At 64.1% G+C, this 26,233-nt stretch carries 24 protein-coding genes, 1 tRNA gene and 2 riboswitches; of the genes, 18 read left to right on the top strand and 7 right to left on the bottom strand.

Annotated features, from left to right (window positions below):
• Positions 1-5: 5 nt before the first annotated feature.
• Genes HAP47_RS16300 through HAP47_RS16290 form a run of 3 tightly spaced genes read left to right on the top strand, consistent with a single transcriptional unit; the run spans position 6 to position 2,714 of the window.
• Positions 6-761, top strand: coding sequence for an SDR family NAD(P)-dependent oxidoreductase (locus HAP47_RS16300; RefSeq protein ID WP_173637361.1), 756 nt, complete (start codon positions 6-8; stop codon positions 759-761).
• Positions 762-773: 12 nt separating this feature from the next.
• Entirely contained in the window at positions 774-1,682 is a 909-nt protein-coding gene (locus tag HAP47_RS16295; RefSeq protein WP_173637362.1) for a 3-keto-5-aminohexanoate cleavage protein, read from the top strand.
• A 9-nt stretch (positions 1,683-1,691) separates the two neighbouring features.
• Positions 1,692-2,714 carry a quinone oxidoreductase family protein gene (locus tag HAP47_RS16290; RefSeq protein ID WP_173637363.1) on the top strand — a complete coding sequence of 341 codons (1,023 nt, stop codon included), beginning with the start codon at positions 1,692-1,694 and terminating at the stop codon, positions 2,712-2,714.
• A gap of 48 nt (positions 2,715-2,762) precedes the next feature.
• Here HAP47_RS16290 and HAP47_RS16285 read toward each other — a convergent pair whose 3' ends face one another.
• Positions 2,763-3,545: an alpha/beta fold hydrolase gene (locus HAP47_RS16285; RefSeq protein WP_173637364.1), complete on the bottom strand. Its 783-nt coding sequence runs from the start codon at positions 3,543-3,545 to the stop codon at positions 2,763-2,765.
• Positions 3,546-3,690: 145 nt separating this feature from the next.
• Between HAP47_RS16285 and HAP47_RS16280 the strand changes: the two genes are divergently transcribed.
• Together HAP47_RS16280 and HAP47_RS16275 are read left to right on the top strand one after the other, a co-directional pair.
• On the top strand, positions 3,691-4,137 hold the full coding sequence (locus tag HAP47_RS16280; protein WP_173637365.1) for a MarR family winged helix-turn-helix transcriptional regulator: 447 nt from the start codon (positions 3,691-3,693) through the stop codon (positions 4,135-4,137).
• Between the two features lie 186 nt (positions 4,138-4,323).
• Positions 4,324-4,410: transfer RNA gene (locus HAP47_RS16275), tRNA-Leu, on the top strand.
• Between the two features lie 19 nt (positions 4,411-4,429).
• Here the strand turns inward: HAP47_RS16275 and HAP47_RS16270 are convergent.
• Both HAP47_RS16270 and HAP47_RS16265 read right to left on the bottom strand, forming a co-directional pair.
• Positions 4,430-6,346, bottom strand: a complete 1,917-nt coding sequence (locus tag HAP47_RS16270) for a phospholipase D-like domain-containing protein (protein WP_175609469.1) — start codon at positions 6,344-6,346, stop codon at positions 4,430-4,432.
• A gap of 192 nt (positions 6,347-6,538) precedes the next feature.
• The gene (locus tag HAP47_RS16265) at positions 6,539-6,826 is read right to left on the bottom strand and encodes a PilZ domain-containing protein (protein ID WP_231168902.1); all 288 of its coding nucleotides are present in this window, start codon (positions 6,824-6,826) and stop codon (positions 6,539-6,541) included.
• A 280-nt stretch (positions 6,827-7,106) separates the two neighbouring features.
• Here HAP47_RS16265 and HAP47_RS16260 point away from each other — a divergent pair, with 280 nt between their 5' ends.
• Positions 7,107-7,427 (top strand): hypothetical protein, encoded by a 321-nt coding sequence (locus HAP47_RS16260; RefSeq protein ID WP_173637366.1) that lies wholly within the window; start codon positions 7,107-7,109, stop codon positions 7,425-7,427.
• Positions 7,428-7,511: 84 nt separating this feature from the next.
• Here HAP47_RS16260 and HAP47_RS16255 read toward each other — a convergent pair whose 3' ends face one another.
• Positions 7,512-9,131, bottom strand: coding sequence for an ABC transporter substrate-binding protein (locus tag HAP47_RS16255; RefSeq protein ID WP_173637367.1), 1,620 nt, complete (start codon positions 9,129-9,131; stop codon positions 7,512-7,514).
• A gap of 269 nt (positions 9,132-9,400) precedes the next feature.
• On the opposite strand from HAP47_RS16255, the gene HAP47_RS16250 reads away from it, so the two are divergent.
• From HAP47_RS16250 to HAP47_RS16195, 12 genes are all read left to right on the top strand, one after another.
• The gene (locus HAP47_RS16250; protein ID WP_173637368.1) at positions 9,401-10,531 is read left to right on the top strand and encodes a M20/M25/M40 family metallo-hydrolase; all 1,131 of its coding nucleotides are present in this window, start codon (positions 9,401-9,403) and stop codon (positions 10,529-10,531) included.
• Positions 10,532-10,623: 92 nt separating this feature from the next.
• Positions 10,624-10,729, top strand: a riboswitch (glycine riboswitch).
• Positions 10,730-10,732: 3 nt separating this feature from the next.
• A riboswitch (glycine riboswitch) is annotated at positions 10,733-10,846 on the top strand.
• A 65-nt stretch (positions 10,847-10,911) separates the two neighbouring features.
• A complete protein-coding gene (locus tag HAP47_RS16245; protein ID WP_173637369.1) occupies positions 10,912-12,219 on the top strand; it encodes a D-amino acid dehydrogenase in 1,308 nt (435 codons plus the stop codon).
• A 126-nt stretch (positions 12,220-12,345) separates the two neighbouring features.
• A complete protein-coding gene (locus HAP47_RS16240; RefSeq protein WP_173637370.1) occupies positions 12,346-12,543 on the top strand; it encodes a hypothetical protein in 198 nt (65 codons plus the stop codon).
• Positions 12,540-13,838 (top strand): ArgE/DapE family deacylase, encoded by a 1,299-nt coding sequence (locus HAP47_RS16235; RefSeq protein WP_173637371.1) that lies wholly within the window; start codon positions 12,540-12,542, stop codon positions 13,836-13,838. Before HAP47_RS16240 ends, HAP47_RS16235 begins: the two co-directional genes overlap by 4 nt.
• Positions 13,839-14,101: 263 nt before the next feature.
• Positions 14,102-15,043 (top strand): ABC transporter permease, encoded by a 942-nt coding sequence (locus HAP47_RS16230; protein ID WP_173637372.1) that lies wholly within the window; start codon positions 14,102-14,104, stop codon positions 15,041-15,043.
• 3 nt (positions 15,044-15,046) lie between these two features.
• Positions 15,047-15,934: an ABC transporter permease gene (locus tag HAP47_RS16225; RefSeq protein WP_173637373.1), complete on the top strand. Its 888-nt coding sequence runs from the start codon at positions 15,047-15,049 to the stop codon at positions 15,932-15,934.
• Positions 15,931-17,595, top strand: a complete 1,665-nt coding sequence (locus HAP47_RS16220) for an ABC transporter ATP-binding protein (protein ID WP_173637374.1) — start codon at positions 15,931-15,933, stop codon at positions 17,593-17,595. Before HAP47_RS16225 ends, HAP47_RS16220 begins: the two co-directional genes overlap by 4 nt.
• Positions 17,596-17,857: 262 nt before the next feature.
• Positions 17,858-19,378 (top strand): M81 family metallopeptidase, encoded by a 1,521-nt coding sequence (locus HAP47_RS16215; RefSeq protein ID WP_173637375.1) that lies wholly within the window; start codon positions 17,858-17,860, stop codon positions 19,376-19,378.
• Between the two features lie 5 nt (positions 19,379-19,383).
• On the top strand, positions 19,384-20,556 hold the full coding sequence (locus tag HAP47_RS16210; RefSeq protein WP_173637376.1) for a M20 aminoacylase family protein: 1,173 nt from the start codon (positions 19,384-19,386) through the stop codon (positions 20,554-20,556).
• Positions 20,549-21,967 carry an amidase gene (locus HAP47_RS16205; RefSeq protein ID WP_173637377.1) on the top strand — a complete coding sequence of 473 codons (1,419 nt, stop codon included), beginning with the start codon at positions 20,549-20,551 and terminating at the stop codon, positions 21,965-21,967. The genes HAP47_RS16210 and HAP47_RS16205 overlap by 8 nt, the downstream gene beginning before the upstream one ends.
• Before the next feature lie 135 nt (positions 21,968-22,102).
• Positions 22,103-22,993 (top strand): crotonase/enoyl-CoA hydratase family protein, encoded by an 891-nt coding sequence (locus HAP47_RS16200; RefSeq protein ID WP_173637378.1) that lies wholly within the window; start codon positions 22,103-22,105, stop codon positions 22,991-22,993.
• Positions 22,990-23,664, top strand: a complete 675-nt coding sequence (locus tag HAP47_RS16195; protein WP_173637379.1) for an esterase/lipase family protein — start codon at positions 22,990-22,992, stop codon at positions 23,662-23,664. The genes HAP47_RS16200 and HAP47_RS16195 overlap by 4 nt, the downstream gene beginning before the upstream one ends.
• A 157-nt stretch (positions 23,665-23,821) precedes the next feature.
• On the opposite strand, the gene HAP47_RS16190 is transcribed toward HAP47_RS16195, so the two are convergent.
• The 3 genes from HAP47_RS16190 to HAP47_RS16180 all read right to left on the bottom strand — a co-directional run bounded on the left by HAP47_RS16190 (position 23,822) and on the right by HAP47_RS16180 (position 26,184).
• Positions 23,822-24,793 carry an NADPH:quinone oxidoreductase family protein gene (locus HAP47_RS16190; RefSeq protein WP_173637380.1) on the bottom strand — a complete coding sequence of 324 codons (972 nt, stop codon included), beginning with the start codon at positions 24,791-24,793 and terminating at the stop codon, positions 23,822-23,824.
• Positions 24,793-25,404, bottom strand: coding sequence for a 2-hydroxychromene-2-carboxylate isomerase (locus HAP47_RS16185; RefSeq protein WP_173637381.1), 612 nt, complete (start codon positions 25,402-25,404; stop codon positions 24,793-24,795). The genes HAP47_RS16190 and HAP47_RS16185 overlap by 1 nt, the downstream gene beginning before the upstream one ends.
• A gap of 75 nt (positions 25,405-25,479) precedes the next feature.
• Positions 25,480-26,184 carry a glutathione binding-like protein gene (locus tag HAP47_RS16180; RefSeq protein ID WP_173637382.1) on the bottom strand — a complete coding sequence of 235 codons (705 nt, stop codon included), beginning with the start codon at positions 26,182-26,184 and terminating at the stop codon, positions 25,480-25,482.
• Positions 26,185-26,233 lie beyond the last annotated feature (49 nt).

Raw genomic sequence — 26,233 nt, 5'->3', positions numbered from 1 at the left:
CGACGATGAATCAATCCATGAAGGACAAGGTCGTGCTCGTCGTAGGCGGCGCCGGCAGCATCGGGGCAGTGTCCGCCAAGCGCTTCGCCGAACTCGGTGCACGCATCGCAATCAGCCACCGCGACGTTCCGGACGAGACCGCCTCCGCGGCAACGGTGGTGCAATCCCTGCCTGGAGACGGCCACGCCGCCTTGATCGCCGACGTCGCGCAGACGGCAACCTTGAAAGCACTGCGCGCCGAGATCGAGCGGCGCTTCGGCCGGCTCGATATCCTCGTCAATGCCGCCGGCTTTACCAAGCCGGTGCCTCACGCCGATCTCGACGCGCTGGATGACGACCTGATTGACCGGATGTTCGCGGTCAACTGGCGCGGACAGTTTGCGGCGATCCGCACCTTCGCTCCGCTCCTGAAGGCGTCCGGTGACGGCCTCGTCGTTTCGATATCATCGATCGCGGGCACCAACGGGATCGGGTCCTCGATTGCCTATTGTGCCGTCAAGGCCGGCATCGACGTCATGACGAAATCGCTCGCCCGCGTGCTGGCCCCCGAGGTGCGGGTGCTCGCGGTCGCGCCCGGCGTGGTCGACACCGGCTTCGTTCCGGGGCGCGGCGCGGACTTCAACGCCAAGACCGCGACGACGACACCGCTGAAGCGGATTGCGACTGCAGAGGACATCGCCTCGGCCATTCTCGCCTGTGCAACCCAACTCGGCTTCGCGACCGGAACGACTTTCGTGGTCGACGGCGGCCGCTCGCTTTGAAGGAACAAGTCTATGCGATCTCCCCGCGAAAAGGTCATCATCACCTGCGCCGTGACCGGCAACCTGACGACACCCGAGCAGACCCCTCATCTTCCCATCACGCCGGCGCAGATCGCTGACGCCTGTCTCTACGCCGCCGATGCGGGCGCCGCCATCGTCCACATTCACGTTCGAGACCCGCTTACCGGCCGTCCCTCGATGCTGCTCGACCACTATGTCGACGTCGTCAAGCGCATCCGCGCGCGCAACCCCGCATTGATCCTCAACATCACGACCGGACCGGGCGGACGCTTTGTTCCGTCCAGGGACGATCCGAAGATGGCCGCCGAAGGCACGACCCTGATGGCGCCGGAGAGGCGGGTCGAGCACATCGCCGTGCTGCGACCGGACATCTGCACGCTCGATCTCAACACCATGAACTCCGGAGGCGAGGTCGTGATCAATACGCCGGCGAACGTTCGCCGGATGGCGAAAGTGATCGCGGACGCCGGCGTCAAACCGGAGATCGAACTGTTCGATTCCGGCGATATTGCCTTGATGCGCGATCTCTTGGCCGACGGCTCCCTGCAAGGGCCAGTCCTGTGTTCCTTCGTGATGGGCGTTCGTTACGGCCTTCAGCCTTCCCCGGAAACCGTATTGTACGCGCGCGGCCTGCTGCCGTCGGACGCGGAATTCACCGCGGTCGGCATCGGCAAGGCCGCATTCACGACGGTTGCACAATCTTATCTTGCGGGCGGTCACGTACGGATCGGCCTGGAAGATGCGGTCTATCTCACACGCGGCCAGCTCGCGACCTCCAACGCGGAAATGGTCACAAAGGCGCGCCGCATCGTCGAGGATCTCGGAGGCGCCGTCGCGACGATCGAGGACAGCAGGCGGATCGTCGGCCTGCCCTCGCCCACGAAGACAATCAAGGCTTAGGAGCGAGCTATGAGTGCCATCACCAGATCGGGGACCGATGTCGTCGTCGAGGCGACCTGCGTGCGGCTCAATGCCAAAGCTGCCGATGCGGCGGCGATCGCGCCGACCATCGAGAAACATTCGCTCACGCGGCAACCGCACGAAGTCGTGGTTGCGATCGAAGCGGCGGGTGTCAATCCGTCGGACGTCAAGGCCGCCACGGGATTGATGCCTTATGCGGTGTTCCCAAGAACCCCGGGCCGTGATTTTTCCGGGCGGGTGGTCGAAGGGCCGGACGCATTGATCGGAAAAGCCGTGTTCGGTTCGTCGGGCGACCTCGGAATCCGCCGCGACGGTACGCACGCCAGCCATGTCGTCGTCGAAGCCGCGGCCCTGGTCGAAAAGCCGGATGGAATTTCAATGGATGAGGCTGCAGGGATCGGCGTACCGTTCGTGACAGCCATCGAAGGCTTTCGGCGAGCCGGCGCGCCGAGACCCGGCGAATATGTCCTCGTCATGGGCGTCAACGGCAAGGTCGGACAGGCTGCGGTCCAGCTTGCGACCTGGCAAGGCGCCAAGGTGATCGGCGTGATGCGCAAGGACGAACCCTACGAAGGCCACGCCAACGCCCCGATCGAGATCATCAATTCCTCGATGGCCGACGTCGCGGAACGTGTGCGCGAACTGACCAACGGCCACGGAGCCGATATCGTCTTCAACACGGTCGGTGACCCCTATTTCGACGATGCGCATCATTCGCTCGCAAAGGCCGGGCGGCAGATCCTGATTGCCACGACCAACCAGACGGTTAAATTCAACATCCTGGAATTCTATCGCGGACGGCACACTTATCTCGGCATCGACACCCTCGCGTTTTCCACGATCGAAAGCGCAGAGCTGCTGCGTAGCGTGCTACCTGGGTTCGCCGGCGGCTTCCTGCGCCCCTATCCGATCATCCCGTCCTCGATCTACCCGCTTGCTGAGGCGAAGGCGGCCTACACCGCCGTGATCGGATCATCGCGCAACCGCGTCGTACTGCGACCGGGAGCCTGATCGGGCATCGCTTGAGCCCGATCAGGAACTCGGTCAGGGACGGCTGCGTTACTTCTGCTTGTCGCCGACGCCCTTGGCGGCCTGCTCGATGACCTGTGCCACTGCCTCCGGCTTCGAGACATACACGGCGTGGCTGCCGGCCTGATCGACGGTCTTGGCACCGGCGCGCTTGGCCATCATCCGCTGCGCGTCGACCGGGATCATCTTGTCGTTGGTCGCCACCAGGTACCAGCTCGGCTTGCTCTTCCAGGCCGGCGCGGTCACCTCGCCATTCAAGGCGGCGACACCCCAGGGCACCTGCGAGTCAGCCATGAATGCCGCGACATCGGGCTTCACATCGGCTGCGAACGCTGAGGCGAACTTCGCGTGATCGAGCGACAGGAAGCCGTCCTTCGGCGGCAGGATCGGCGGCACCGGCGCGCCGGGCGGAGGATTGGCGATCAGCTTGCCGACCGATTCACCCTGTTCGGGCGCGAAAGCCGTGATGTAGACCAGTCCCGCGACCTTCGGATCGGTGCCCGCTTCGGTGACGACGACGCCACCATAGGAATGTCCGACCAGAATGACGTTGCCGTCGGCGGCGGCGATGGCGCGCTTGGTGACGGCGACGTCGTCCGCCAGCGTGGTGGTCGGGTTCTGGACAATGCTGACCTTGTAGCCGTCCTTCTTCAGGATCTTGTAGACGCCTTCCCATCCCGAACCGTCGACGAAACCGCCGTGGACGAGGACGATCGACTTGACCGGGGCGGACTGGGCGTGGGCCGCAGGGATCGTCGCGATGGCGAGGCCCAGCGACGCTGCGGCGGCGAGCAATTTGGTGACAACAGACATTGAAGTTCTCCTGGATGTTTATTTCGCGATAATCTTTATCGCGATAATCATCATATAGCCGCGCTCGATTTACCTGTCTAGATAGTTTTTATCGCGATAATTATTTTGTGCTATGCTGGGCAAACCACATCGAAAGGGCCCTCCCATGCCAAATCCGGGACCGATTCCGCTGGATAGCCAGCTTTGCTTCTCTCTTTACGGGACGACCATTGCGATCAACCGCGCCTACAAGCCCCTGCTCGACGGCCTCGGCATCACCTATCCGCAATACCTCGTTCTCAGCGTGCTCTGGGAAAAGGACGGACAGATGATTTCGGCAATCGCCGACCGGCTCGCTCTCGAGCCCAGCACCATCACGCCGCTGGTCAAGCGGCTCGAAAATGCCGGCTTCGTGGTGCGTCGGCGCAGCATGGAGGACGAACGGCAGGTCGGAGTCCATCTGACCGACAGCGGCAAGGCGATGCAATCGCGCACCGGCTGCCTGACCGATACCTTGCTGGAGCGGTCCGGCCTGACCGTCGACGAACTCATCTCACTCAACAAGCGCGTCCAGGCGCTTCGCAACGCGCTGACGAATTCAGGAACGGGCTAACGGACAAACCGTGCCGTTCAGACCTGCGATTCGTTATCCCGGCGTTTGCCCGGCTGACGACGAAGAGCTAGAAGATGCGCCCGCCGGGGTTTTGTCCGGCACAGAACGAAACCAGATTTGGAAAACCGCCGAGGTATCTTGGAAAGTCTCTCGGTCTAAATTGCGAAAACTCAATAAAATCAAGATGCGGACGTGGCGGAACTGGTAGACGCAAGGGACTTAAAATCCCTCGACGGCAACGTCATGTGGGTTCGAGTCCCACCGCCCGCACCAGTCTGCTGCGCAACCGCTCTTATTTCTTGGCCTGCGCCTTCTTCGTCGTCTTGGCCTTTGTTTTCTTCGCCTTTGCCGGCTTGCCGGCCTTCGCCTTCTTCGCCGATGTCTTGGCTGACGTCTTGGCGACTTTCTTGGCCGATTTCTTCGGGGCTTTCTTCGTGGCTTTCTTGGGGGTCTTCTTGACGGCTGTCTTCGCCGACGCCCCGCCAGCCGCGCTGGGCCGTTGCGCCGCGCCGCCACCGCCTCCACCACGCGTCGGGCGTGGCGGCACCGGCTCCTCCATCCAGAAATCCAGCTCCTGCTCCTTGCCGCCGCCCGGCTTCCAGCCGTCGAGCGAATAGATCTGATCCGGATTGCCGCCGCTGCCGAGATAGCCGCGCCAGGAATAGTGGTCGTAGACGCCGTTGATGTGCAGCGCATAGGCCTGGGCAAGCTGCTTGTTGCCGCGGATGATCACGAGATTCTCGTCATTCTTCTCCGAGGCGGCGACCGAGAAATTGTGCGATCCGGTGACGACGGCGCAATTGTCGGAGAACGGATCGATCACGATGGTCTTGGAGTGAACGATCGCGATCATGCCCGCGTTGCGGATCTGCTGGACGCTGAATTCGACGTCGGCCCATGAGGGTTCGTTGGTCGCGCTCACGCCATGAGGCAGCTGGACGTCGTCATGGAAGGATTGCTTCGGTGCGCCCGATTTGACGACCTCCCCGCCGACCGAAACAATGCTGCCGTTCTTGCTCGCCATCATGGTCGACACCACGCCGCGGACATAGATGTCGTTCTGCTGTGCGCGGTCCAACAGGGAATCCAGCAGCGGCGATTGACCCGGCATGAACATCAGGAAGAGCGCGCCGTCCTTGGCGTTCTTGATCAGATCCAGCACCGGCTTGAACTCGGCTTCGCCGTTGGTCGCGGCGAAATAGACCGAAATGTTGCTGTCGCTGGTCGGACTGGAATTCGACGTCTTGAGCGCGGGCGGCATGGCGTTGCCCGCGGCGACCAGCTTGCCCCATTGATCGAGATAGCGCTTGGCGATCACCGCATTCTCGATGATCAGCACGTTGTTGAGCTGCGTGCACAGCCCGGTGGTGGTCCAATTGGTGCTGCCGGTCAGCACACGGATGGCGTTGCCGTGCGCGTCGCTCTCGACCACGAACTTGTTGTGGACGCTGGGCGACGACCTGCCCGCATTCGACAGATCGCGATGCTTGACCGTCAGACCGGCGCCGCCGAGCTCGCCCGCGATGTTCGGCTTGGTCGCACTGCCATTGCCAAGCAGGACGTTGCCGCGGCTGCCGAACGGTTTCAGCGCGCCGACCAACTCCTCGTCATTCATCTCGTAGATGGCGGCATGGATCTGGCTGCCGCGGAGATCGGCATCATGCAGAAAGGCCAGGATCTCGTGCAGGGCGTCGCCTGAAAGGTAGCGCCGCGCCTGGTTGGCCGGGTCGGACAGGCTCTTGACGAAATTGCGCAGCGAGTCGTCGGAGGTATTGCCCTGCACGAAGCGGCTGACGATCTGGGACATCAGGGTGCCGCGGTTGAAATAGGCCGACAGGCCGCCGCCCGCATCGCCGGAAGCGACCGTCGGCGTCGTCCAGGCCGACACCGAGGCGGCATCGGGCGTGAACGTGCCGTTCGCGCCGCTCTTCATCGCGGTGACGCGGTACGAGACGTTGTCGGTGTCGACGACGCTGTGATCGGTCCAGATGCAGCGCCGGAACGGCGACTGCGTCGAGGAGATGCCGGCATCCGCCACCGGTTTCTCGCCGGGCTTCGGCGGAATGCGGTTGGACAGCACGGTCGTCTGCTGCGTGATGTTGTTGCGCCGCTCGAGCTGGAAACCGACCCAGTCGTTCGACCAGGTGTCCGGCTGCCAGGCGATCAGGATATCATCGGCGTTCGCGTAGGCCTTGACATTGATGGTCATCACAATTTCCCCGAGGCTGGGTGAATCCGCAGCTGCGAAATATTGGACACCGCCTTCGCACGGCGAGAGCGTCCTGGAGCGGCACCGATATCGGCCCGTCGGACAATACCCCGGTAACCTTGGGTAGTTTGTGAAATAGGCGACAACTGTTCGCGCAAATCGGTGCAGGCGCGCCGCGCCTGGCATCGAGCCCTACTCGAACGCCAGTCCCAGCCGCTTCTGCTTCTTCCATGCGATGCGGCACGGCCACCGCTGGCCGTCGACGGCGAGAGTGAAGCGGTCGGGAAACCACAGCGGAGAGTTGACTTCGATGCAGGCGCCCTGAGGCGAGAGACTCCGGACCGTGCAGGCAATCGCTTCATTGCCGAATTCGATCGCGCCCGACTTGAGGACGCGGCGGCGTACGCCGGCACGCCGCTTCTCGGTCGGCATTGGCTGTTGCGCGCTGGCCGGTGCGGGCCTGCTATGGTCGTCGGCCATGGGCCCATCGCGGTAGGTACACAAGTTGGCGGTCAGACTGCGACGCAATACTGACGGGAACATTAAAGCGGCCGCTATCCAAATTGGTATGCCACGCGCCCGCCCACGGCCTGAGCAGGCAGCCGCGGCGTCACGGTGCTTGCATCACCTCATCGTGTTTTGCGGGTGTGGCAGGGTTCACATGCCGCGAGCGCCACTTGGTGTAGTGTCGTCGCATTGAAAATTCCGGCCGCACATTTCGCGGCCCCACACTTCGAGATCAATGAATTGGAGATAGGCGATGACGGTTGCTGATCGCAATCGGATTGCCGGTCGCAATCAGATTGTCGGCAATGCCGCGCCCGATCATGGCGCTTCTGTCCTCGAGCACGGCGACGACGCGGCTCATTGCAGCAACGGGCTCAACGCACAGAAATTCCTTGATGCGACGCCCGACGAGCGCGCGATCTACCGGCGCTGGATTCGCAGCGCGATCGTGCTGTACGGATTATTGGCATTTGCCGCGGGAGCGATGGTCTGGATGAAGGGCGGCGGTGTCGGACAGACAGAGCTCTCGAGCCTGTCGAGCACGAGCAATGCGAAATCAGGTCACGCGAACTAGGTCAGCCGCCGTTGCGGAGCGGCTGCGCGAAACGAAAACGGCCGGGACAAGTCCCGGCCGTTTGTGTTGCGTCAAGCCGCAAGCCTACTCGGACTTGTCGACATTCCAGAAGATCGGCGTCGCCGGACCGTCGAGCACACCGGTCAGCGACTTCCGCCAGGCGCTCGGACCCTGATACTGACCGAGCGGAATGTAGATGACCTGCTCGTAGGCTTCCTTCTGGATATCGGCCGCGATCTTCTTCTGCTCGTCAAGCGACGGCGCGCGAACGAAGGCGTCCTTCAGCTGTTCGATCTTCGGATCGTCGGCCCAGCCGAACCATCCGCCATTCTTGCCCTGGCCGCCAATCGAGAGGTTGGCGATCGGGTTGGAGACGTCGGCACTGACCCAGTTGGTGAAGAACATGTTCCAGCCGCCGTCCTTCGGCGCCTTCTGGCTGGCGCGGCGGGTCACCACGGTCTGCCAGTCGGTGGCCTGCAGGTCGACCTTGAAGCCGGCGTCCCGCAACTGCTGGGCGACAACAACCGGCTGCGCCTTGAGCGTGGTGACGTCGCCCGGCGCCATGATGACGACGGGCGTGCCATCATAGCCCGACTCGGCAAGCGCCTTCTTGGCCGCCGCCATGTCGCCGCCCTTCAACAGCGTCTCGCCGCCGACTTCGGACGCGAACGGCGTGTCGCAGATGAAGAAGGCGACGCAGGTCTTGTAATACTTCGGATTGCCGACCAACGCGTCGAGCACCTGCTTCTGGTTGATCGCCATCAGCGCCGCCTGGCGAACCTTGATGTTGTCGAACGGCGGATAAAGGAAGTTCATGCGGCCGAGCGTCTGGAAGCCGAACTTGTTCAGCGTCTCGACCTTGAGGTCCTTGTCGCTTTCCAGGATCGGCAACATGTCGAACGACGGGTTCTCCAGGAAATCGATGTCGCCGGACTGCAGCGCATTCATCGCGGTCTGCGCGTCGGCCATCGTGACCCACTCGACGCGGTCAACCTTTACGACCTTGCCGCCCGCGGTCCAGCTCGCCGGCTCCTTGCGCGGCACGTAATCCTTGTTCTTGACATAGACCGCCTTCACGCCCGGCTGGAATTCAGCCTGGACGAACTTGAACGGTCCCGAGCCGATCTGCTCCGGGATCGGCTTGTCCGGCGGCGTTTCGGCGAGCCGCTTCGGCATCATGAAGGCGACGCGCGACGACGGCTTGCCGATCGAATCCAGCACCAGGCCGTAGGGCTCCTTCAGCTTCAGCGTGATCGTCTTCGCGTCGGTGGCCTCGAGGCTCGCCGTGAAGTCCATCAGCTTCTGGCCCATGCCGTCGACCTTGGCCCAGCGCTTCAGCGAAGCGACGCAGTCTTCCGCGGTCACCGGCGTTCCATCGTGCCACTTCAGGCCGTCGCGCAGCGTGAACGTGTAAGTGAGCTTGTCGTCGGACACCTTCCAGTCGGCCATCTGCGGCTGAATCTTGAAGTTGGAGTCGGTCGCGACCAGCGTGTCGTAGACCATGTAGCCATGGTCTCGCGTGATGTAGGCCGTGGTCAGGATCGGATCGATGACGCGCAGATCCGAATGCATCACCGCGGTGATGGTCTTGTCCGCGGCGATGGCCTGCGGCGCAAACGACAATTCCTGCGGCGCGAACGACAACGCGAGCGCCGTCAACGCAGCCGCTAGCGTGCGGTGCTTCCAACGCGAGATAGGGAACATGCAATTTCTCCTGACGTGTAACTGGTCAAAGCCGGCTTATTCGTTATGCATGCGGTTCGTTATTTAGGCGAACTAACATGCTGTATGGCTTGTGAAATCGAGACTTGCATCAAGCGCAATGCGCGTCAATCGGTTTCCGGCAAGATCGAACGTATACGAACGAATGAGCGGCAGGTTCAGCGCATTTGACTTTACAAACTCGTCTTCCGAGCTTTTCGTACGGCACGCGAACGTGTATCGGCGCGCACAAACAACAAGAGAGAAAAGACATGAACCCCGCCAATCTTCCTTTTGATTCCGAAGCGATGCTGCAGGGGCTGCGCAGCTGGGTGGAATGCGAGAGCCCGACATGGGATGCGGCCGCAGTCGAGCGCATGCTCGACCTCGCCGCGCGCGAGATGGCGGTCATGGGTGCGACGATCGAACGCATCGCGGGACGCCAGGGCTTTGCCGGCTGCGTCCGCGCCCGTTTTCCCCATCCGAAACAAGGCCAGCCCGGCATCCTCATCGCCGGCCATCTGGACACCGTGCACCCCGTCGGCACCATCGAAAAGCTCGCGTGGCGGCGCGAAGGCAACAAGTGCTTCGGGCCCGGTATCTTCGACATGAAGGGCGGCAACTATCTGTCGATCGAGGCGATCCGGCAGTTGGCGCGCGCCTCCTTTACGACGCCGCTGCCGATCACGGTGCTGTTCACGCCCGATGAAGAGGTCGGCACGCCATCGACGCGCGACATCATCGAGGCGGAAGCCGCGCGCAACAAATACGTGCTGGTGCCGGAGCCCGGCCGGCCGAACAACGGCGTCGTCACCGGCCGCTACGCAATCGCGCGCTTCAATCTGGAAGCTGTCGGCAAGCCGAGCCACGCCGGCGCGACGCTGTCCTCCGGCCGTTCCGCTATCCGCGAAATGGCCCGGAAAATCATTGCCATCGACGGCATGACCACCGAAGACTGCACCTTCTCGGTCGGCATCGTGCATGGCGGGCAATGGGTCAATTGCGTCGCAACGACCTGCACCGGCGAAGCGCTCAGCATGGCCAAGCGCCAGGCCGATCTCGACCGCGGCGTCGAGCGCATGCTGGCGCTGTCGGGCACCGCCAACGACGTGACCTTCAAGGTGACGCGCGGCGTCACCCGCCCGGTATGGGAGCCCGATGCCGGCACCATGGCGCTCTATGAAAAGGCCAAGGACCTTGCAGCGGCGATGGGCCTCGATCTGCCGCACGGCAGCGCCGGCGGCGGATCGGACGGCAACTTCACCGGCGCGATGGGCATCCCTACCCTCGACGGCCTCGGCGTTCGCGGCGCCGATGCGCATACGCTCAACGAACATATCGAGATCGAGAGTCTCGCCGAGCGCGGCCGCCTGATGGCGGCACTGCTGGCGACGCTGGACTAACATCGATTTGCACTGCACAACACGTTGGCAATGCCGGACCGAAATTTAGCCTTGTCCAATTTTGAGGCTTCGCCTACGGTCCGGCCGTCCAACGCGACGATGCGGGAGAGATCGTAGCAACAACATTCGTGTTGTTGCTTCGGCGCCGACGGAGCAACCGCCCCGGAAACTCTCAGGCAAAAGGACTGTATCGTCAGGACGATCTGGAGAGAGGCGGACACGACCGCATCAAGGGCCGTGACGTCCACCGAAGGGGATAGTCTGCCATCGGGCCGAGGCCCGATGCGGATCAAGCTCTCAGGTACCGTGACAGATGGGGCGCCGACGCCGGTTTCACCGGTGGTTCGGCGACTCTAACCCACGGGAGCCTGAAGACCACCATGCCTCACATCGCAATCATTGGCGCCGGCATCACCGGCGTGACGACCGCTTATGCCCTGCTCGAACGCGGCTACCGGGTGACTGTCCTCGACAGGCATCGCTACGCCGCGATGGAAACCTCGTTCGCCAATGGCGGACAGCTTTCCGCCAGCAACGCAGAGGTGTGGAACAACGCCGCGACCATTCTCAAGGGGTTGCGCTGGATGCTTCGCAGCGACGCGCCGCTGCTGATGAATCCGAAGCCGAGCTGGCACAAATATTCCTGGATCGGCGAGTTCGTCGGCCACATCGGCCGCTACCGCACCAACACCATCGAGACCACGCGGCTCGCAATCGAAGCGCGCAGGCATCTGTTCTCGATCGCGCAGCGCGAGAATATCGCCTTCGATCTCGAACGCCGCGGCATCTTGCACGTCTATCACGACAAGGCCGGCTTCGAGGCGGGCCTGCGCGTCAACACGCTGCTGCAACAAGGCGGGCTCGACCGCCGCCCGGTGACGGCGGACGAAGTCCGCAGCATCGAACCTGCGCTGCAGACGACCTGCTATGGCGGCTTCTTCACGCCGTCGGATGCGACCGGCGATATCCACAAGTTCACGCGCGGGCTCGCCGACGCCTGCATCCGCCGCGGCGCGAGCTTCGTCCATGAAGCCGACGTCGATGCGATCGCGCGCGGCGACGACGGTTTCCGCATCGGCTGGAACGAAGCCGCTTCGCACGATGCTGCGGTCGCGACGCGACATGAGTTGCAGGCGGACGGCATCGTCATTTGCGCCGGCGTCGCGAGCCGCCACTTCGCCGGCCTGCTCAACGACCGCGTCAACGTCTATCCGGTGAAGGGCTATTCGATCACCGTGCAGCTCGATGCGCCGCCAAGCCGGGACGCTGCGCCGACCGTCAGCCTGCTCGATGAAGCCGCGAAGATCGTCACCAGCCGGCTCGGCGCCGACCGCTTCCGCGTCGCCGGCACGGCCGAGTTCAACGGCTTCAACCGCGACATTCGCGCCGACCGCATCCAGCCGCTGGTGGATTGGGTGCGGCAGCATTTTCCCGGCATCGACACGTCGAGGGTCGTGCCGTGGGCCGGCCTGCGCCCGATGATGCCGAACATGATGCCGGTGGTGCGCGCCGGACGGATTCCGGGCGTGTTCTACAACACCGGCCACGGTCACCTCGGCTGGACGCTGTCGGCCGCGACGGCGCAGATGGTGGCAGGGGCGATCGATGACTGGCGCGACCTCGACACGCCTTCGATGGTGCCGTCGCAGGTCGATGCGACCGCGACCGCCCGCGCAGCTTTCCCCTGATTATCCGGCCGACGAGGAAGATTATGAGCGTATTTGCGTGTGGCCAAGTCGGAATTCGCTGAGAAACACCGCATGACAAGGACTAGCGTCACATTGCGGAAAAGCGCTTCAGCGCGGGAGGGGACAATGCGCATTGGGGTGGCGGACACGCATGGCATTGCGGTCCGGCGCGGGATTCCGGACGGCAGGCGTGCCGGCTGCGATTTCTTCGGCGGACCGATACGTAACCTCGCCGCCGGCACGTGCACCAACTCGGCGCGCCGCCTTTCCGAAGCGGTCAACGCTCAGGCCTCTGCGCTGGGCTCCACGAAAGGCGCGACATGACAACAGAGACGTTGACCAGGCCGGATCAGATTGCCGCGGAGCTGTGTGCGGCGGTCGATCGAAACTTCGACGATCAGATCGCGTTCCTGTCGCGCATGGTGCAGTTTCGCAGCTTGCGCGGACAGGAAGCACCGCAGCAACGCTGGCTGGCCGAGCAATTCGCAAAGCGCCGCTACGACGTCGATGCGTTCAGCCTTGCCGACGTCAACCTGATGAGCCATCCGAAGGCTGCACCAATGGACGGCATCGATCTTGCGGGATCGCAGCAGGTCGTTGCGACGCTCAACAGCAAGGGCAGCGGTCGCAGCCTGATCTTGCAAGGTCATATCGACGTGGTGCCGGAGGGGCCCGCTGACCTTTGGGACCAGCCGCCGTTCGCGGGCGTCGTGCACGACGGCTGGATGTTCGGGCGCGGCGCGCAAGACATGAAGGCCGGTGTCTCGGCAATGATCTTCGCGCTCGATGCCATCCGCGACGCCGGGTATGCCCCGGGCGGGCGCATCCATCTGCAGACCGTGACAGAGGAAGAGAGCACCGGCAACGGCGCGCTGTCGACGCTGATGCGCGGCTATCGCGCCGACGCCTGCCTGATTCCCGAGCCGACCGGATACACGCTCACGCGCGCCCAGGTTGGCGCCGTCTGGTTTCGCCTGCGCGTCCGCGGCACGCCGGTGCATGTCGCCTATTCCGAGGCCGGTACCAGCGCGATCCTGTCGGCGATGCATCTGGTGCGCGCGTTTCAGGATTACACCAAGGCGCTCAATGCCCGGGCGCTCGACAACGGCTGGTTCCGCACCGTCAAGAACCCGATCAAGTTCAACGTCGGGATCATCAAAGGCGGCGATTGGGCCAGTTCGACCGCGGCGTGGTGCGAGCTGGATTGCCGGCTTGGTCTCTTGCCGGGCGAAACACCACAGCAGGCGATGCGCGGCATCGAGGAATGCCTGACTGAGGCGCACAATGCCGACGACTTCCTGTCCGACAATCCGGCCGAGCTCGTGTGGAGTGGCTTTCAGGCGGACGCAGCGGTGTGCGAGCCCGGCAGCGAAGCGGAAGCAGCTTTGTCTGCCGCCCATCACTCCGTCTTCCAGGCTCCAATGCAGGAGCGCCTGTCCACGGCCGTCAACGACACCCGCTACTATTGCGTCGACTACGGCATCCCCGCACTTTGCTATGGTCCTTACGGTATCGGCCCGCATGGGTTCAACGAACGTGTCGAGCTCGACAGCCTTCGCAAAACAACGCAGAGCATCGCACTGTTCGTCGCCAACTGGTGCGGCGTGATGCGAGCATGAATGGACTTGTCGTTTCGGGTCGGTGGCACATGACGACATGTGCAATTCGAAATAGCAGCTTCAGACCAAGGGAGGCTTCCAACGGCCTGAACCGCGCCTTGATATAACGTCGCCATTGGCACAGTATTTGCCTGCAAATTCATCACGTTCGCGCTAGCCTTGAGACAAGACGCAGAAGCGCATGAGACACATCACGGGGACACTATGAGTATGATGCGGCCCAGCCTTCGCTTCGCACCATCTGACGGCAGGAGATAGCAACGATGCTCGGCTATCTGCTCCGCCGCATCCTCGCCGCCATTCCCGTGATGGGCGTGGTGGCTCTGTTCGTGTTCCTGTTGCTGCGGCTGACGCCGGGCGATCCGGCCGCCATTCTCGCCGGCGACAATGCGACGCCCGAACAGCTCGATCGCATCCGCACCTCGCTTGGTCTCAACGAGCCGATCTACATCCAGTTCTATACCTGGGTCGCCAAGCTGCTGCACGGTGACCTCGGCGTCTCCCTGATCTCGAACAAGCCGATCCTCGAGATGATCGGACCGCGCCTCGAGCCCTCGATTTCGGTCGCGCTGGCCACCATCATCCTCTCGATCCTGGTGGCGGTACCGCTCGGCGTGATCGCGGCGTGGAAGCACGGCACCTGGATCGACCGCTGCGTGATGGGGCTTTCGGTGCTCGGCTTCTCGGTGCCGGTGTTCGTGATCGGCTATGTGCTGATCCAGGTGTTTGCGATCGATCTGCGCTGGGTGCCGGTGCAGGGCTTCAAGAGCATCTCGGCCGGCTTCGGTCCGTTCTTCGAGCGCATCATCCTGCCGACCTGCACCCTCTCCTTCATCTATGTCGCGCTGATCGCGCGCATGACACGGGCCTCGATGCTCGATGTGCTGGGTGAGGATTACGTGCGCACCGCGCGTGCCAAGGGCATCGGCGAGACCGGCGTGCTGCTGCGCCATGCGCTGCGCAACGCCGCGGTTCCGGTTATCACCGTGATCGGTTCCGGTTTCGCGCTGCTGATCTCGGGCGTCGTCGTCACCGAGAGCGTGTTCAACCTTCCCGGCATCGGCCGCCTCACCGTCGATGCGGTGCTGGCGCGCGACTATCCGGTGATCCAGGCCATGATCCTGCTGACGTCGGGTATCTATGTCGCGGTCAATCTCTTGATCGACCTCGCTTACACCCTGCTCGATCCTCGTATCCGGTACTGAGCAATGGCGATCGAAACCCTTCCCGAATCCTCTATCCCCGTCACCCGGCCGTTCCGCGTCAAGTTCGGCTTCCTGGCGTCGACGCCGATCATCGCTGTTGCGACGATCTGCCTCGTCCTGATCATCCTGATGGCGATCTTCGCGCCGCTGCTCGCGCCGCACGATCCGCTGTTGCTGACGCCATCGCTGCGGCTGAAGCCGTCGAGCGCGCAATACCTGCTCGGCACCGATGCGTATGGACGCGACCTGCTGTCGCGCGTCATCTACGGCGCACGGATTTCGCTCTTGATCGGGCTCGGCGCCGCCGTCTGCTCGATCGCCATCGGGCTCTTGATCGGCCTCGTCGCCGGCTTCTTCCGCTGGGTCGATGCAGTGATGATGCGCGTGATGGACGGCTTGATGGCGATCCCCGCCATCCTGCTCGCGATCGCCGTGGTTTCGCTGTCCGGCGCCAGCATCTGGACCGTGATGGTCGCGATCACCATCCCCGAGATCCCGCGCGTGGCGCGGCTGGTGCGCTCGGTGGTGCTGACCGCGCGCGAAGAGCCCTATGTCGAGGCCGCGATCTCGCTGGGCTCGAGCCTGCCGAAGATCATGTGGCGGCATTTGATGCCGAACACGATCGCGCCGCTGATCGTGCAAGGCACTTATGTCTGCGCATCCGCGATCCTGACCGAGGCGATCCTGTCGTTCCTCGGCGCCGGCATCTCGCCGGAAACGCCGACCTGGGGCAACATCATGGCCGAGGGCCGCGCCTACTTCCAAATCAAGCCATCGCTGATCTTCTGGCCGGGGCTGCTGCTCTCGATCGCCATTCTCAGCATCAACCTGATCGGCGACGCCGCGCGCGACGCGCTCGATCCCCGCATGAAACAGCGTGAGGGCAAGTGACCACAACCAACTCTGCCAACGTCGTCCTCGACATAAACAATCTCGTCGTCGGTCTCGGCCGCAAGGCTGACGCGCACCGCATCATCGACGATCTGTCGCTGCAGGTGCGCGAGGGCGAGACGCTCTGCCTTGTCGGCGAAAGCGGCTCGGGCAAGTCGGTGACCTCTTTGACCACAATGGGCCTGCTGCAGAAGGGCACGCTGGTGCCGACCGGCGGCAGCGTCAAACTGGTCGGCGAGGAACTGCTCACCGCGACCGACCGGCGGCTGCGCCAGCTGCGCGCGACGCGGATGGCGATGATCTTTCAGGAGCCGATGACCGCGCTCAACCCGGTCGTGCCGGTCGGCCGCCAGATCGACGAGGTGCTGCGGGCCCATACCGATCTCGACTCCCGCGCGCGGCGTCAGAAGATCCTGGCGATGATGGAGCATGTGCGGCTGCCCGATGTGGAGCGCATCTTCTCGTCCTACCCTCACCGTCTCTCGGGCGGACAGCGCCAGCGCATCATGATCGCGATGGCGCTGGTGCTGGAACCGAAGCTCCTGATCGCGGACGAGCCGACCACCGCGCTCGACGTCACCACCCAGAAGCAGATCCTCACTTTGATCCGCGACCTGCAACGCGACCACGGCACAGCCGTTCTGTTCATCACCCACGACATGGGCGTGGTGGCGGAGATCGCGGATCGCGTCGCGGTGATGCGGCATGGTCGGCTGGTCGAGACAGGCCAGCTGCAAGACGTGCTGCGCAACCCGACGATGGAATACACCCGGAACCTGCTGTCCGCGGTGCCGAGCCTCGTGCCGCGCGCGCCGCGCCCGGACACGACCGAGCCGGTGGTGCTGGAAGCCAACGAGCTCAGCAAGGTCTACCGGGAGCGGTCGCTGTTCGGCAAACCCCGCGAGGTCGCCGCCGCCAGCAACGTCACCCTCACTTTGCGGAAGGGCCGCACGCTCGGTATCGTCGGCGAAAGCGGTTCCGGCAAATCGACGGTGGCGCGCTGCATCGTCCGCCTGATCGATCCGACCTCGGGCGGGGTGCGCCTCGTCGGCCGCGAGATATCCGACCTGTCGCGCCGGCTGTTGCAGCCGCATCGCCAGAAGATCCAGATTATCTTCCAGGATCCCTACCGCTCGCTCAATCCGCGCGTCACTGTCGGCGAGAGCATTGCGGAAGGCCCGGTCAATTACGGCATGCCGCGCAAGGATGCGCTGGCGCGGGCCCGCGAGCTGCTCGAGCTCGTCCACCTGCCGCCCGACGCGATCTCGCGCTATCCGCACCAGTTCTCCGGCGGCCAGCGCCAGCGCATCGCGATCGCGCGCGCGCTGGCGCTCGATCCCGACGTGCTGGTGGCGGATGAGGCGGTGTCCGCGCTCGACGTCTCGGTGCAGGCGCAGGTTCTGAATCTGCTTGACGAAATCCAGCGGCGGCTCGGCATCGCGCTGTTGTTCATCACGCATGATTTGCGCGTCGCCGCACAAATCTGCGACGACGTCGCGGTGATGCAACATGGCCGTGTCGTGGAACAGGGACCGGCGGCGGAGGTGTTGACCAATCCGCAGCAGGCCTACACCCGTGCGCTGCTCGAGGCGGCGCCCGGGCGCGGCTGGGATTTTGCGAACTTCCGCCCTGTTTCGGAAGGCCTCGTGGCAACGGCCTAAGCCTTTAGCCGTAGCCTCAGTCTCAGCCTTGGTCTCTGCCTTGGCTTAGCCTTGGGCCTTTACGCCCATAGGGCATGCAAATCCGGAAGTGCTCGACGGCTTGCGCTTGGCGCGACGACACGCTTAACGTCGCGCGCCAGAGCGTGAGCCGGACGGTGGACACCGGTTCGCCGGAAGATCGCGCTCAAACCAATGAAACGAGATCGTGGCGCGAACCGTTCCGTTCGCATCATGATCGAAGAAACGTATCGAGACCAACTTCATGACCCGCATTGCCGTTGGCGGCTTCCTGCACGAGACCAACACCTTCGCACCGACGAAAGCAACCTATGACGACTTCGTGCACGGCGGCGGCTGGCCGTCGATGACGCATGGCACCGAGGTGCTCAAGGTCATGCGCAAGATTAATGTCGGCCTCGCCGGCTTTGTCGAGGCCGCGGAAGCCAATGGCTGGGAGCTGGTGCCGACGATTTTCGCCGCGGCGAGCCCGTCGGCGCATGTGAGCAAGGACGCGTTCGAGCGGATCGTGACGGAAATGGTCGACGGCATTGTCGCGGCCGGCCCGATCGATGCCGTCTATCTCGACCTGCACGGCGCCATGGTCACCGAGCATTATGACGACGGCGAAGGCCAAACCCTCGCCCGCGTGCGCAAGGCCATAGGCAATGATCTCCCGCTGGTGGTGAGCCTCGATCTGCATGCGAACGTCTCGCCTGAGATGATCGAACATGCCGATGCACTGATCGCCTACCGCACCTATCCGCATGTCGACATGGCCGATACCGGCCGCGCCTGCGCCGGGCATCTGGCGCTGATGCTCAAGTCCGGAGAGCGCTTTGCCAAGGCATTCCGGCAATTGCCGTTCCTGATCCCGATCAGCTGGCAATGCACCAACGACCAGCCCACCAAGGGCATCTATCAGAAACTCGCCGCCCTCGAGAACGAGGCCGTGCCGACGCTGTCGTTTGCGCCGGGCTTCCCGGCCGCCGATTTCAGGGATTGCGGGCCGAGCGTGTTCGCCTATGGTCGGACGCAGGCCGATGCGGACGCGGCGGCCGACAAGGTCGTCGCCCTGGTCGAGAGCCATGAGGACGATTTCGACGGCCGGATCTATTCGCCCGACGAAGGCGTGCAGCTGGCGATGGAGCTGGCGAAGTCGGCCAGCAAGCCGATCATCATCGCCGACACCCAGGACAATCCCGGCGCCGGCGGCGATTCCGACACCACAGGCATGCTGCGCGCGCTGGTACGCAACAGAGCGAGTGCCGCAACCGGCGTGATCTACGACCCTCAATCGGCGAAGGCCGCGCATTCGGCCGGCGTCGGCGCCACCGTCACGCTCGAGCTCGGCGGCAAGTCCGGCATTCCAGGCGATGCGCCGTACCGGGAGACTTTCATCGTCGAGCAGCTCTCGGACGGCAAGTTCGTTGCACCCGGCCCGTATTTCGGCGGCCGCGACATGGATATGGGGCCCTCGGCCTGCCTGCGGGTCGGCGACGTCCGCGTCGTCGTCGGCTCCTACAAGGCCCAGCTTGCCGACCAGTCGATGTACCGCTATGTCGGCATCGAGCCGACCGCGCAGAAAATCCTGGTCAACAAGAGCTCGGTGCATTTCCGCGCCGATTTCGAGCCGATCGCCGAGAAACTGCTGATCTGCGCCGCGCCCGGCGCAATGCCGGCCGATACCGCCACACTGCCGTGGAAACATTTGCGTCCCGGCATTCGTATCAAGCCCAACGGCCCCGCTTTCACCCTCTCCTCCCCATCACGCACAAACGGATAGAGATCATGCCGACCATTGAGCGCATCGACAGTTTTGCCGACGAACTCACCGCCATCAGACGGGATCTGCATGCGCATCCCGAGATCGGCTTCGAGGAGGTCCGCACCTCCGGCATCGTCGCCGACAAGCTCACGAGCTGGGGCATCGAGGTGCATCGCGGCCTCGGCGGCACCGGCGTGGTCGGCGTGCTCAAGGGCAAGGGCAATAGCTCCAAGAAGATCGGCCTGCGCGCCGATATGGACGCGCTGCCGATGGAGGAGAACACCAATCTGAAGTGGCGCTCGACGATCCCCGGCCGCTTCCATGGCTGCGGCCATGACGGCCACACCACGATGCTGCTCGGCTCGGCGCGCTATCTCGCCGAGACCCGCAATTTCGACGGCACCGTGCATTTCATCTTCCAGCCGGCCGAGGAAGGCCTCGGCGGCGCCCGTGCCATGATCAAGGACGGCCTGTTCAAGCAGTTCCCCTGCGACGAGGTCTATGGCCTGCACAACGCGCCCGACCTCAACCATGGCGAGATCGCGATCCTGCCGGGCCCGGCAATGGCCGCAGCCGACTTCTTCGACATCAGGATCCAGGGCTACGGCGCGCATGGCGCGATGCCGGAGCGCTCCAAGGACGCGGTCGTGATCGCAATGACACTCGGACAAGCGTTGCAGTCGATCGTCAGCCGCAACGTCGATCCGCTGCAGGCTGCGGTGCTGTCGATCACGCAGATCCATTCCGGGTCGGCGTACAACGTCATTCCCGGCGAGGCCTGGATGTGCGGCACGGTGCGCTGCTTCTCCGACGAGATCCGTGCGCTGATCCGCAAGCGGATGCGCGAAATCTCCGCCGGCTTTGCGGCGGCATATGACGCCGAAATCTCGGTCGAGATCCGCGACGGCTTCAGCGTACTGGTGAATCAGGAAGAACAGTCCCGCGTGGTCGAGGAAGTCGCGCGCACGGTGGTCGATCCAGCCAAGGTGATCACCCGCTCGACACCGAAGATGGGCAGCGAGGATTTCGCAGACATGATGCAGGCCATTCCCGGCGCCTATTTCTGGGTCGGCCATGACGGTTCGGTGCCCGTGCACAATCCCGGTTACGTTCTCGACGACAAGATCCTTCCGATCGGCGCCAGCATGTTCGCCCGCATCATCGAGAAACGCATGCCGGCAGGTGCGCATGCATAAGCCGAAAGGGGACGCCATCACGTCGCTGCACGATCTCTCGGCCGTCGACCTGCTCGCCGGCTACCGTGCCAAGCAGTTCTCGCCATCCGAGGTGCTGGAGGACATCATCTCCCAGGTCGCGACCTGGGAGCCGCACATCAAGGCGCTGTATCTGTACGACCCCGAAGGCGCGCGGAAGGTCGCCAAGGCCGCGACCGAGCGCTGGCAGCAGAGCGAGCCGGTCGGCACGCTCGACGGCGTGCCGGTCACGATCAAGGACAACGTCGCGACCAAGGGTCAGCCGGTGCCGCTGGGTGCGGCAAGCGTCAAGCTCGCGCCCGCCGAGAAGGATGCGCCGCCTGCCGCGCGGCTGCGTGAAGCCGGCTGCGTGATCTTCTCCAAGACCACGATGCCGGATTACGGCATGCTGTCGTCGGGGCTGTCGTCGTTCCATCCGCTCACCCGCAACCCCTGGGACGTCAGCAAGAATCCCGGCGGCTCGAGCGCAGGCGCCGGCGCGGCCGGTGCGGCCGGCTACGGCCCGCTGCATCTCGGGACCGACATCGGCGGCTCGGTGCGGCTGCCGGCCTCCTGGTGCGGTCTCGTCGCCCTGAAGCCAAGTCTTGGCCGCGTGCCGATCGATCCGCCCTATGTCGGCCGCGTGGCGGGGCCGATGACCCGCACCGTCGACGACGCGGCGCTGATGATGAGCGTGCTGTCGCGCCCTGATCGCCGCGACGGCATGAGCCTGCCGGCACTCGAGGTGAATTGGAAGGCGCTGGAGAAGTCGCCGCGCAAGCTGCGCATCGGGCTGATGCTCGACGCCGGATCCGGCCAGAAGGTGGAAGAGGAAGTCCGCGAAATCGTCGTCAAGGCGGCGAAGGCGTTCGAGTCCGCCGGTGCCGTCATCACCGAGATCGACGGCATCCTGACGCCTGAGATGCTCGAGGGGCTCGACAATTTCTGGCGTGCGCGGACCTGGGACGAGCTGTCGAAGCTGTCGCAGGCCGACCGCGGCAAGACCCTGCCCTACATCCTCAACTGGGCCGAGGCCGGCGCAAAGCTCTCCGGCGTCGACGTGGTGCGCGGCTTCAACCAGACGATGGCGATCCGCGCGGCTGCTGCAAAACTGTTCTGCGAGGTCGACTACGTGATCTCGCCGGTATCGCCGGTTGTGAACTTCCCGGCTGAGTTCGCAGCACCGCTGAACGACCCCGCAAAGCCGTTCGAGCACATCTGCTTTACCGTGCCGTGGAATATGTCGGAGAGCCCGGCGCTGTCGATCAACGGCGGCTACGACAAGAAGGGCTTTCCGATCGGCGTCCAGATCATCGGCCGCCGCTTCGACGACATCGGCGTGCTCGGCATGGGCAAGGCGTTCGAAGGCCTGCGCGGCCCGCAGAAGCCGTGGCCGACGCCGCCGAAGAAGTAGCGCCTCAACACAAGTCAGGATGCGCGGAACCACACCGCGCATCCCTCTTCTTCACAAGGGATGATTGCCGGGTTAACTGGATGGAGACGCGCGCCAGCGCCGTTCATTCAAGAAAACCGAGAGGAAATCATCCCCATGGCGTATGAGACGATCAAGTACGAGGTCGCCGAGCAGATACTGACCATCACGCTGAACCGGCCCGACAAGCTCAACGCCTTCAACGCCACGATGCAGCAGGAGCTGATCGACGCGTTCGACAAGGCCGACAAGGACGACGACGTCAGGGCGATCATCGTGACCGGCGAAGGCCGCGGCTTCTGCGCCGGGGCGGACCTGTCGTCCGGCGCCAACACGTTCGACCGCGATGCGCGGCGCGGCCCGGTCAAGCGCAATGCCGACGGCAGCGTCGACTACAGCGATCCGCAGGTGCGCGACGGCGGCGGCCAGGTGACGCTACGCATCTTCAAGTGCCTGAAGCCTGTGATCGCCGCGGTGAACGGTCCCGCGGTCGGCATCGGCGTCACGATGCAGCTTGCGATGGATATCCGAATCGCGTCGGAGGCCGCGCGCTTCGGCTTCGTGTTCTCCCAGCGCGGCATCGTGCCGGAAGCCGCCTCGAGCTGGTTCCTGCCGCGCATCGTCGGCATCTCGCAGGCGCTCGAGTGGTGCTACTCAGGCCGCGTCTTTCCGGCCCAGGAAGCGCTCGCCGGCCGTCTCGTCAGCAAGGTGGTGCCGCCGGAGGATCTGCTGCCGACCGCGCGCGCGCTCGCCAGGGAATTCACGGCCAAGACCGCGCCGGTATCGGTGGCGCTGATCCGCCAGATGATGTGGCGCATGATGGGCGCCGACGATCCGATGGAGGCGCACAAGGTCGACAGCCGCGGCATCTATGCCCGCGGGCGCTCCGAGGACGTCAAGGAAGGCGTGGTGTCGTTCCTGGAAAAGCGCCCGGCGCAGTTCAAGAACAAGGTGTCGTCGGACATGCCCGACTATTTCCCGTGGTGGCAAGAGCGCGACTATAAGTGAGCGAACGGCGTCCCGCGGCGTCCACTCCTGACGGCGTCGTCCTGCTGCATGGCATCAGCAGGACGGCGCGCTCGTTTCGCAGGATGGAGCTGGCGCTCAGGGATGCCGGTTTTGCCACCCTCAATCTCGACTATGATAGCCGGCGCAAAGGACTCGATGCGCTGGCCGAAGATATCCATCCTCCGCTCGATCGCTTCGCGCAGAGCCTCGACGGCTCCGTGCATTTCGTCTGCCATTCAATGGGCGGCCTGCTCGCCCGCGTCTACCTCGCACGACATCGCCCCGCGCGCCTCGGCCGCGTCGTGATGCTGGGCACGCCGAACGGCGGCAGCGAGATCGCCGACCGCCTGAAACACCTCGCGGCCTATCGTGCCTTCTTCGGTCCGGCCGGCCAGCAGCTCGTCACCCGCCGCGATGCCGCGACCAGCGCGCTGCTGCCGGCGATTGATTTTCCCGCCGGCATCATCGCCGGCAACCGCTCGGTCTATCCGATCACGTCGATGGGACTGCCGCGTCCGCATGACGGCCGGGTGTCGGTTACCAACACCCGGCTCGACGGCATGGCCGATCACATCGTGATCCGCACCTCGCATCCCTGGCTGATACGCAACCGCGAGGCGATCGCGCAGACGCTTGTGTTTCTGCGGAATGGGAAGTTCGCAAAGGCGTAACCATCATTGCGAGGAGCCAACGGGTCCGGCCTTCGGCCGGCCCGATGATAAACTCCGCGACGAAGCAATCCATACCTCCCGGTGAGCATGGATTGCTTCGTGGAGCCTGTCATCGGACGCGCGTTCGCGCGACCCGTTGGCTCGCAATGACGAACTACTACATCATCAACGCCACACGGCCGATCGCCTTGCGCTCAATCAGGAGCCGCATCGCCTTCGCGTAGTCCTCCAGCGGCAGCCGGTGCGAGATATTCGGTCGCACCCGGCCGGCCTCGGCCCATTCGCTCAGCGCCTTGACCCTGACCTCGCCGAGCGCGGGGTCCTTCCGCACCGCCTCGCCGGCGCGAACGCCGAGCACGCTCGCCCCCTTGATCATCAGGAGGTTGGTGCGCGCAAGGCCGATGCCGCCGGTGAAGCCGACGACGAGAATGCGCGCGCCCCAGTTGATGCAGCGCATCGAGTTCTCGAACACCTCGCCGCCGACGGGATCGAACACCACATCGGCGCCGCGGCCGTCGGTGAGACGCTTGACCGCATCGCGGAACGGCTCGCGCGCGTAGAGCACAAGATGATCCGCGCCACGTTCTTTGGCGATCGCGAGCTTCTCCTCGCTCGAGGCCGCTGCGATCACGGTGGCGCCGAGCAGCTTGCCGATCTCGACCGCGGCAAGCCCGACGCCGCCGCCGGCGCCATGCACCAGCAGCACCTCGCCCGGCTTGATCTGCCCGCGGTCGATCAGTGCGTGATGCGCCGTGCCGTGCGCGGCGAGGAAGGTCGCGCCTTCCGCATAGTCGAAGGTCGACGGCACCGGCACGAGCTGCGACGGCGTCGCGACGGTCTCATCGCAATAGGCGCCGAAGCGCATCTTGACGATCACCTTGGCGCCGACGGCGACACCGGCAGCTTCATTGACCTCGACGACATCGCCGGCAGCCTCCGAGCCCGGCGTGAACGGCAGCGGCGGCTTGAGCTGGTACTCGCCGGCGGCCATCAGGATGTCGGGAAAATTGATCCCGGCGGCACGGATCGCGACGCGCACCTGCCCCGGCTGCAAAGGCACCGAGGCAAAATTCTCGAGCTGAAGGCGCTCGGGCGGCCCGAGCTCGCGGCAAAAAACGGCTTTCGGCATCAGGCGGCTCGCGCCTTGAGGCGGGCCAGCGCCTCGCGGATCAGCGGCAGGCGGTCGTTGCCGAAATACATGTCGGTCTTGTCGAGATAGATCGTGGGCGAGCCGAAGCCGCCGCGCGCCATCACCTCCTCTGTGTTGGCCTTGAGCTGATCCTTGATCGCCTGGTCGCCGATACCGGCGAGGAATTGCGCCGGATCGATCCCTAGCTTGCTGCAGATCCCGGTCAGCACCGCATCCTGCGAGATGTCCTTGTCGTCACCCCAATAGGCCTCGAACACCGCGCGGGCGAACGGCACCATCTTGTCGTTGCCGAGCCAGATGCAACCGCGCATCGCCTTGACGCTGTTCACCGGGAATACGGTCGGCGGCATCTTGATCGCAAGACCGGCCGAGCGCGCCCAGTCGGCGAGGTCCTTCTTCATGTAGCGCGCCTTCAGCGGCACCGGCTTCTCGCGTTGCGCGTAAACCGACGGATTGACGGTGTTGAAGATGCCGCCGACCAGGATCGGCCGCCAGGTGATCGGCGCGTCGAACTCCTTCGCAATCGGCTGGATGTTGTGCCAGGCGAGATAGGTCCACGGGCTGGAACAGTCGAAGAAGAATTCGATCATTGGCGTTTCCTTTGTTTCATTCTTTCAATCTCGTCATTCCAAGATCGCGACTTTGTCCGCGCCGCGGAATGCCGGCTATTTCCTCTCGACCAGCTCCTTCGCACGCTGGCCGAACATGTTCTTGCGTGATTCCTCGTCAAACGGCTCCTTGACGAAATTTCCGATCGCAAGGCCCGCCTGCACCTGGGCCCGGGCGCGCACGGTCGCGTACCAGCGCTTGATGTTCGGGTAATCGTCGAGGGTAAAGCCCTGCGCCTTGTGGGTCATGGTCCAGGGGAAGCAGGCGATGTCCGCGATCGAATAATCGTCGCCGGCGATATAGGCGCCGGTCTTGCCGAGCTGGCGGTCGAGCACGCCATAGAGCCGCGCCGTCTCGTCGCGGTAGCGCTCGATCGCGTAGGGAATCTTCTCGGCGGCATAGAGCGCGAAATGGCCGTGCTGGCCGAGCATCGGCCCGAGCCCGCCCATCTGCCACATCACCCATTGGATGACATTCGACCGCGCACGCAGCTCCTGCGACAGAAAGCGGCCGGTCTTGTCGGCGAGATAGATCAGGATCGCGCCGGTCTCGAACACCGAGAACGGACCGCCGCCGTCGGCGGGCGCATGATCGACAATCGCAGGGATACGGTTGTTCGGGCTGATCGCCAGGAATTCGGGCCGGAACTGCTCACCGGCACGGATGTTCACCGGGATCACCCGATAGGGCAGCCCCAGTTCCTCCAGCATGATCGATATCTTCCAGCCGTTCGGCGTCGGCGCATAGTGCAGGTCGATCATCGGCGTCCACTTCCCCGTCACAAAGACTTTTGTTGTTCTGTACGTCCAC

It is taken from the genome of Bradyrhizobium sp. 41S5, assembly GCF_011516665.3.
Classification (GTDB): domain Bacteria; phylum Pseudomonadota; class Alphaproteobacteria; order Rhizobiales; family Xanthobacteraceae; genus Bradyrhizobium; species Bradyrhizobium quebecense.
Note: the sequence above shows the minus strand (reverse complement) of the source record. Positions and strands in the feature narration are given on the sequence as shown.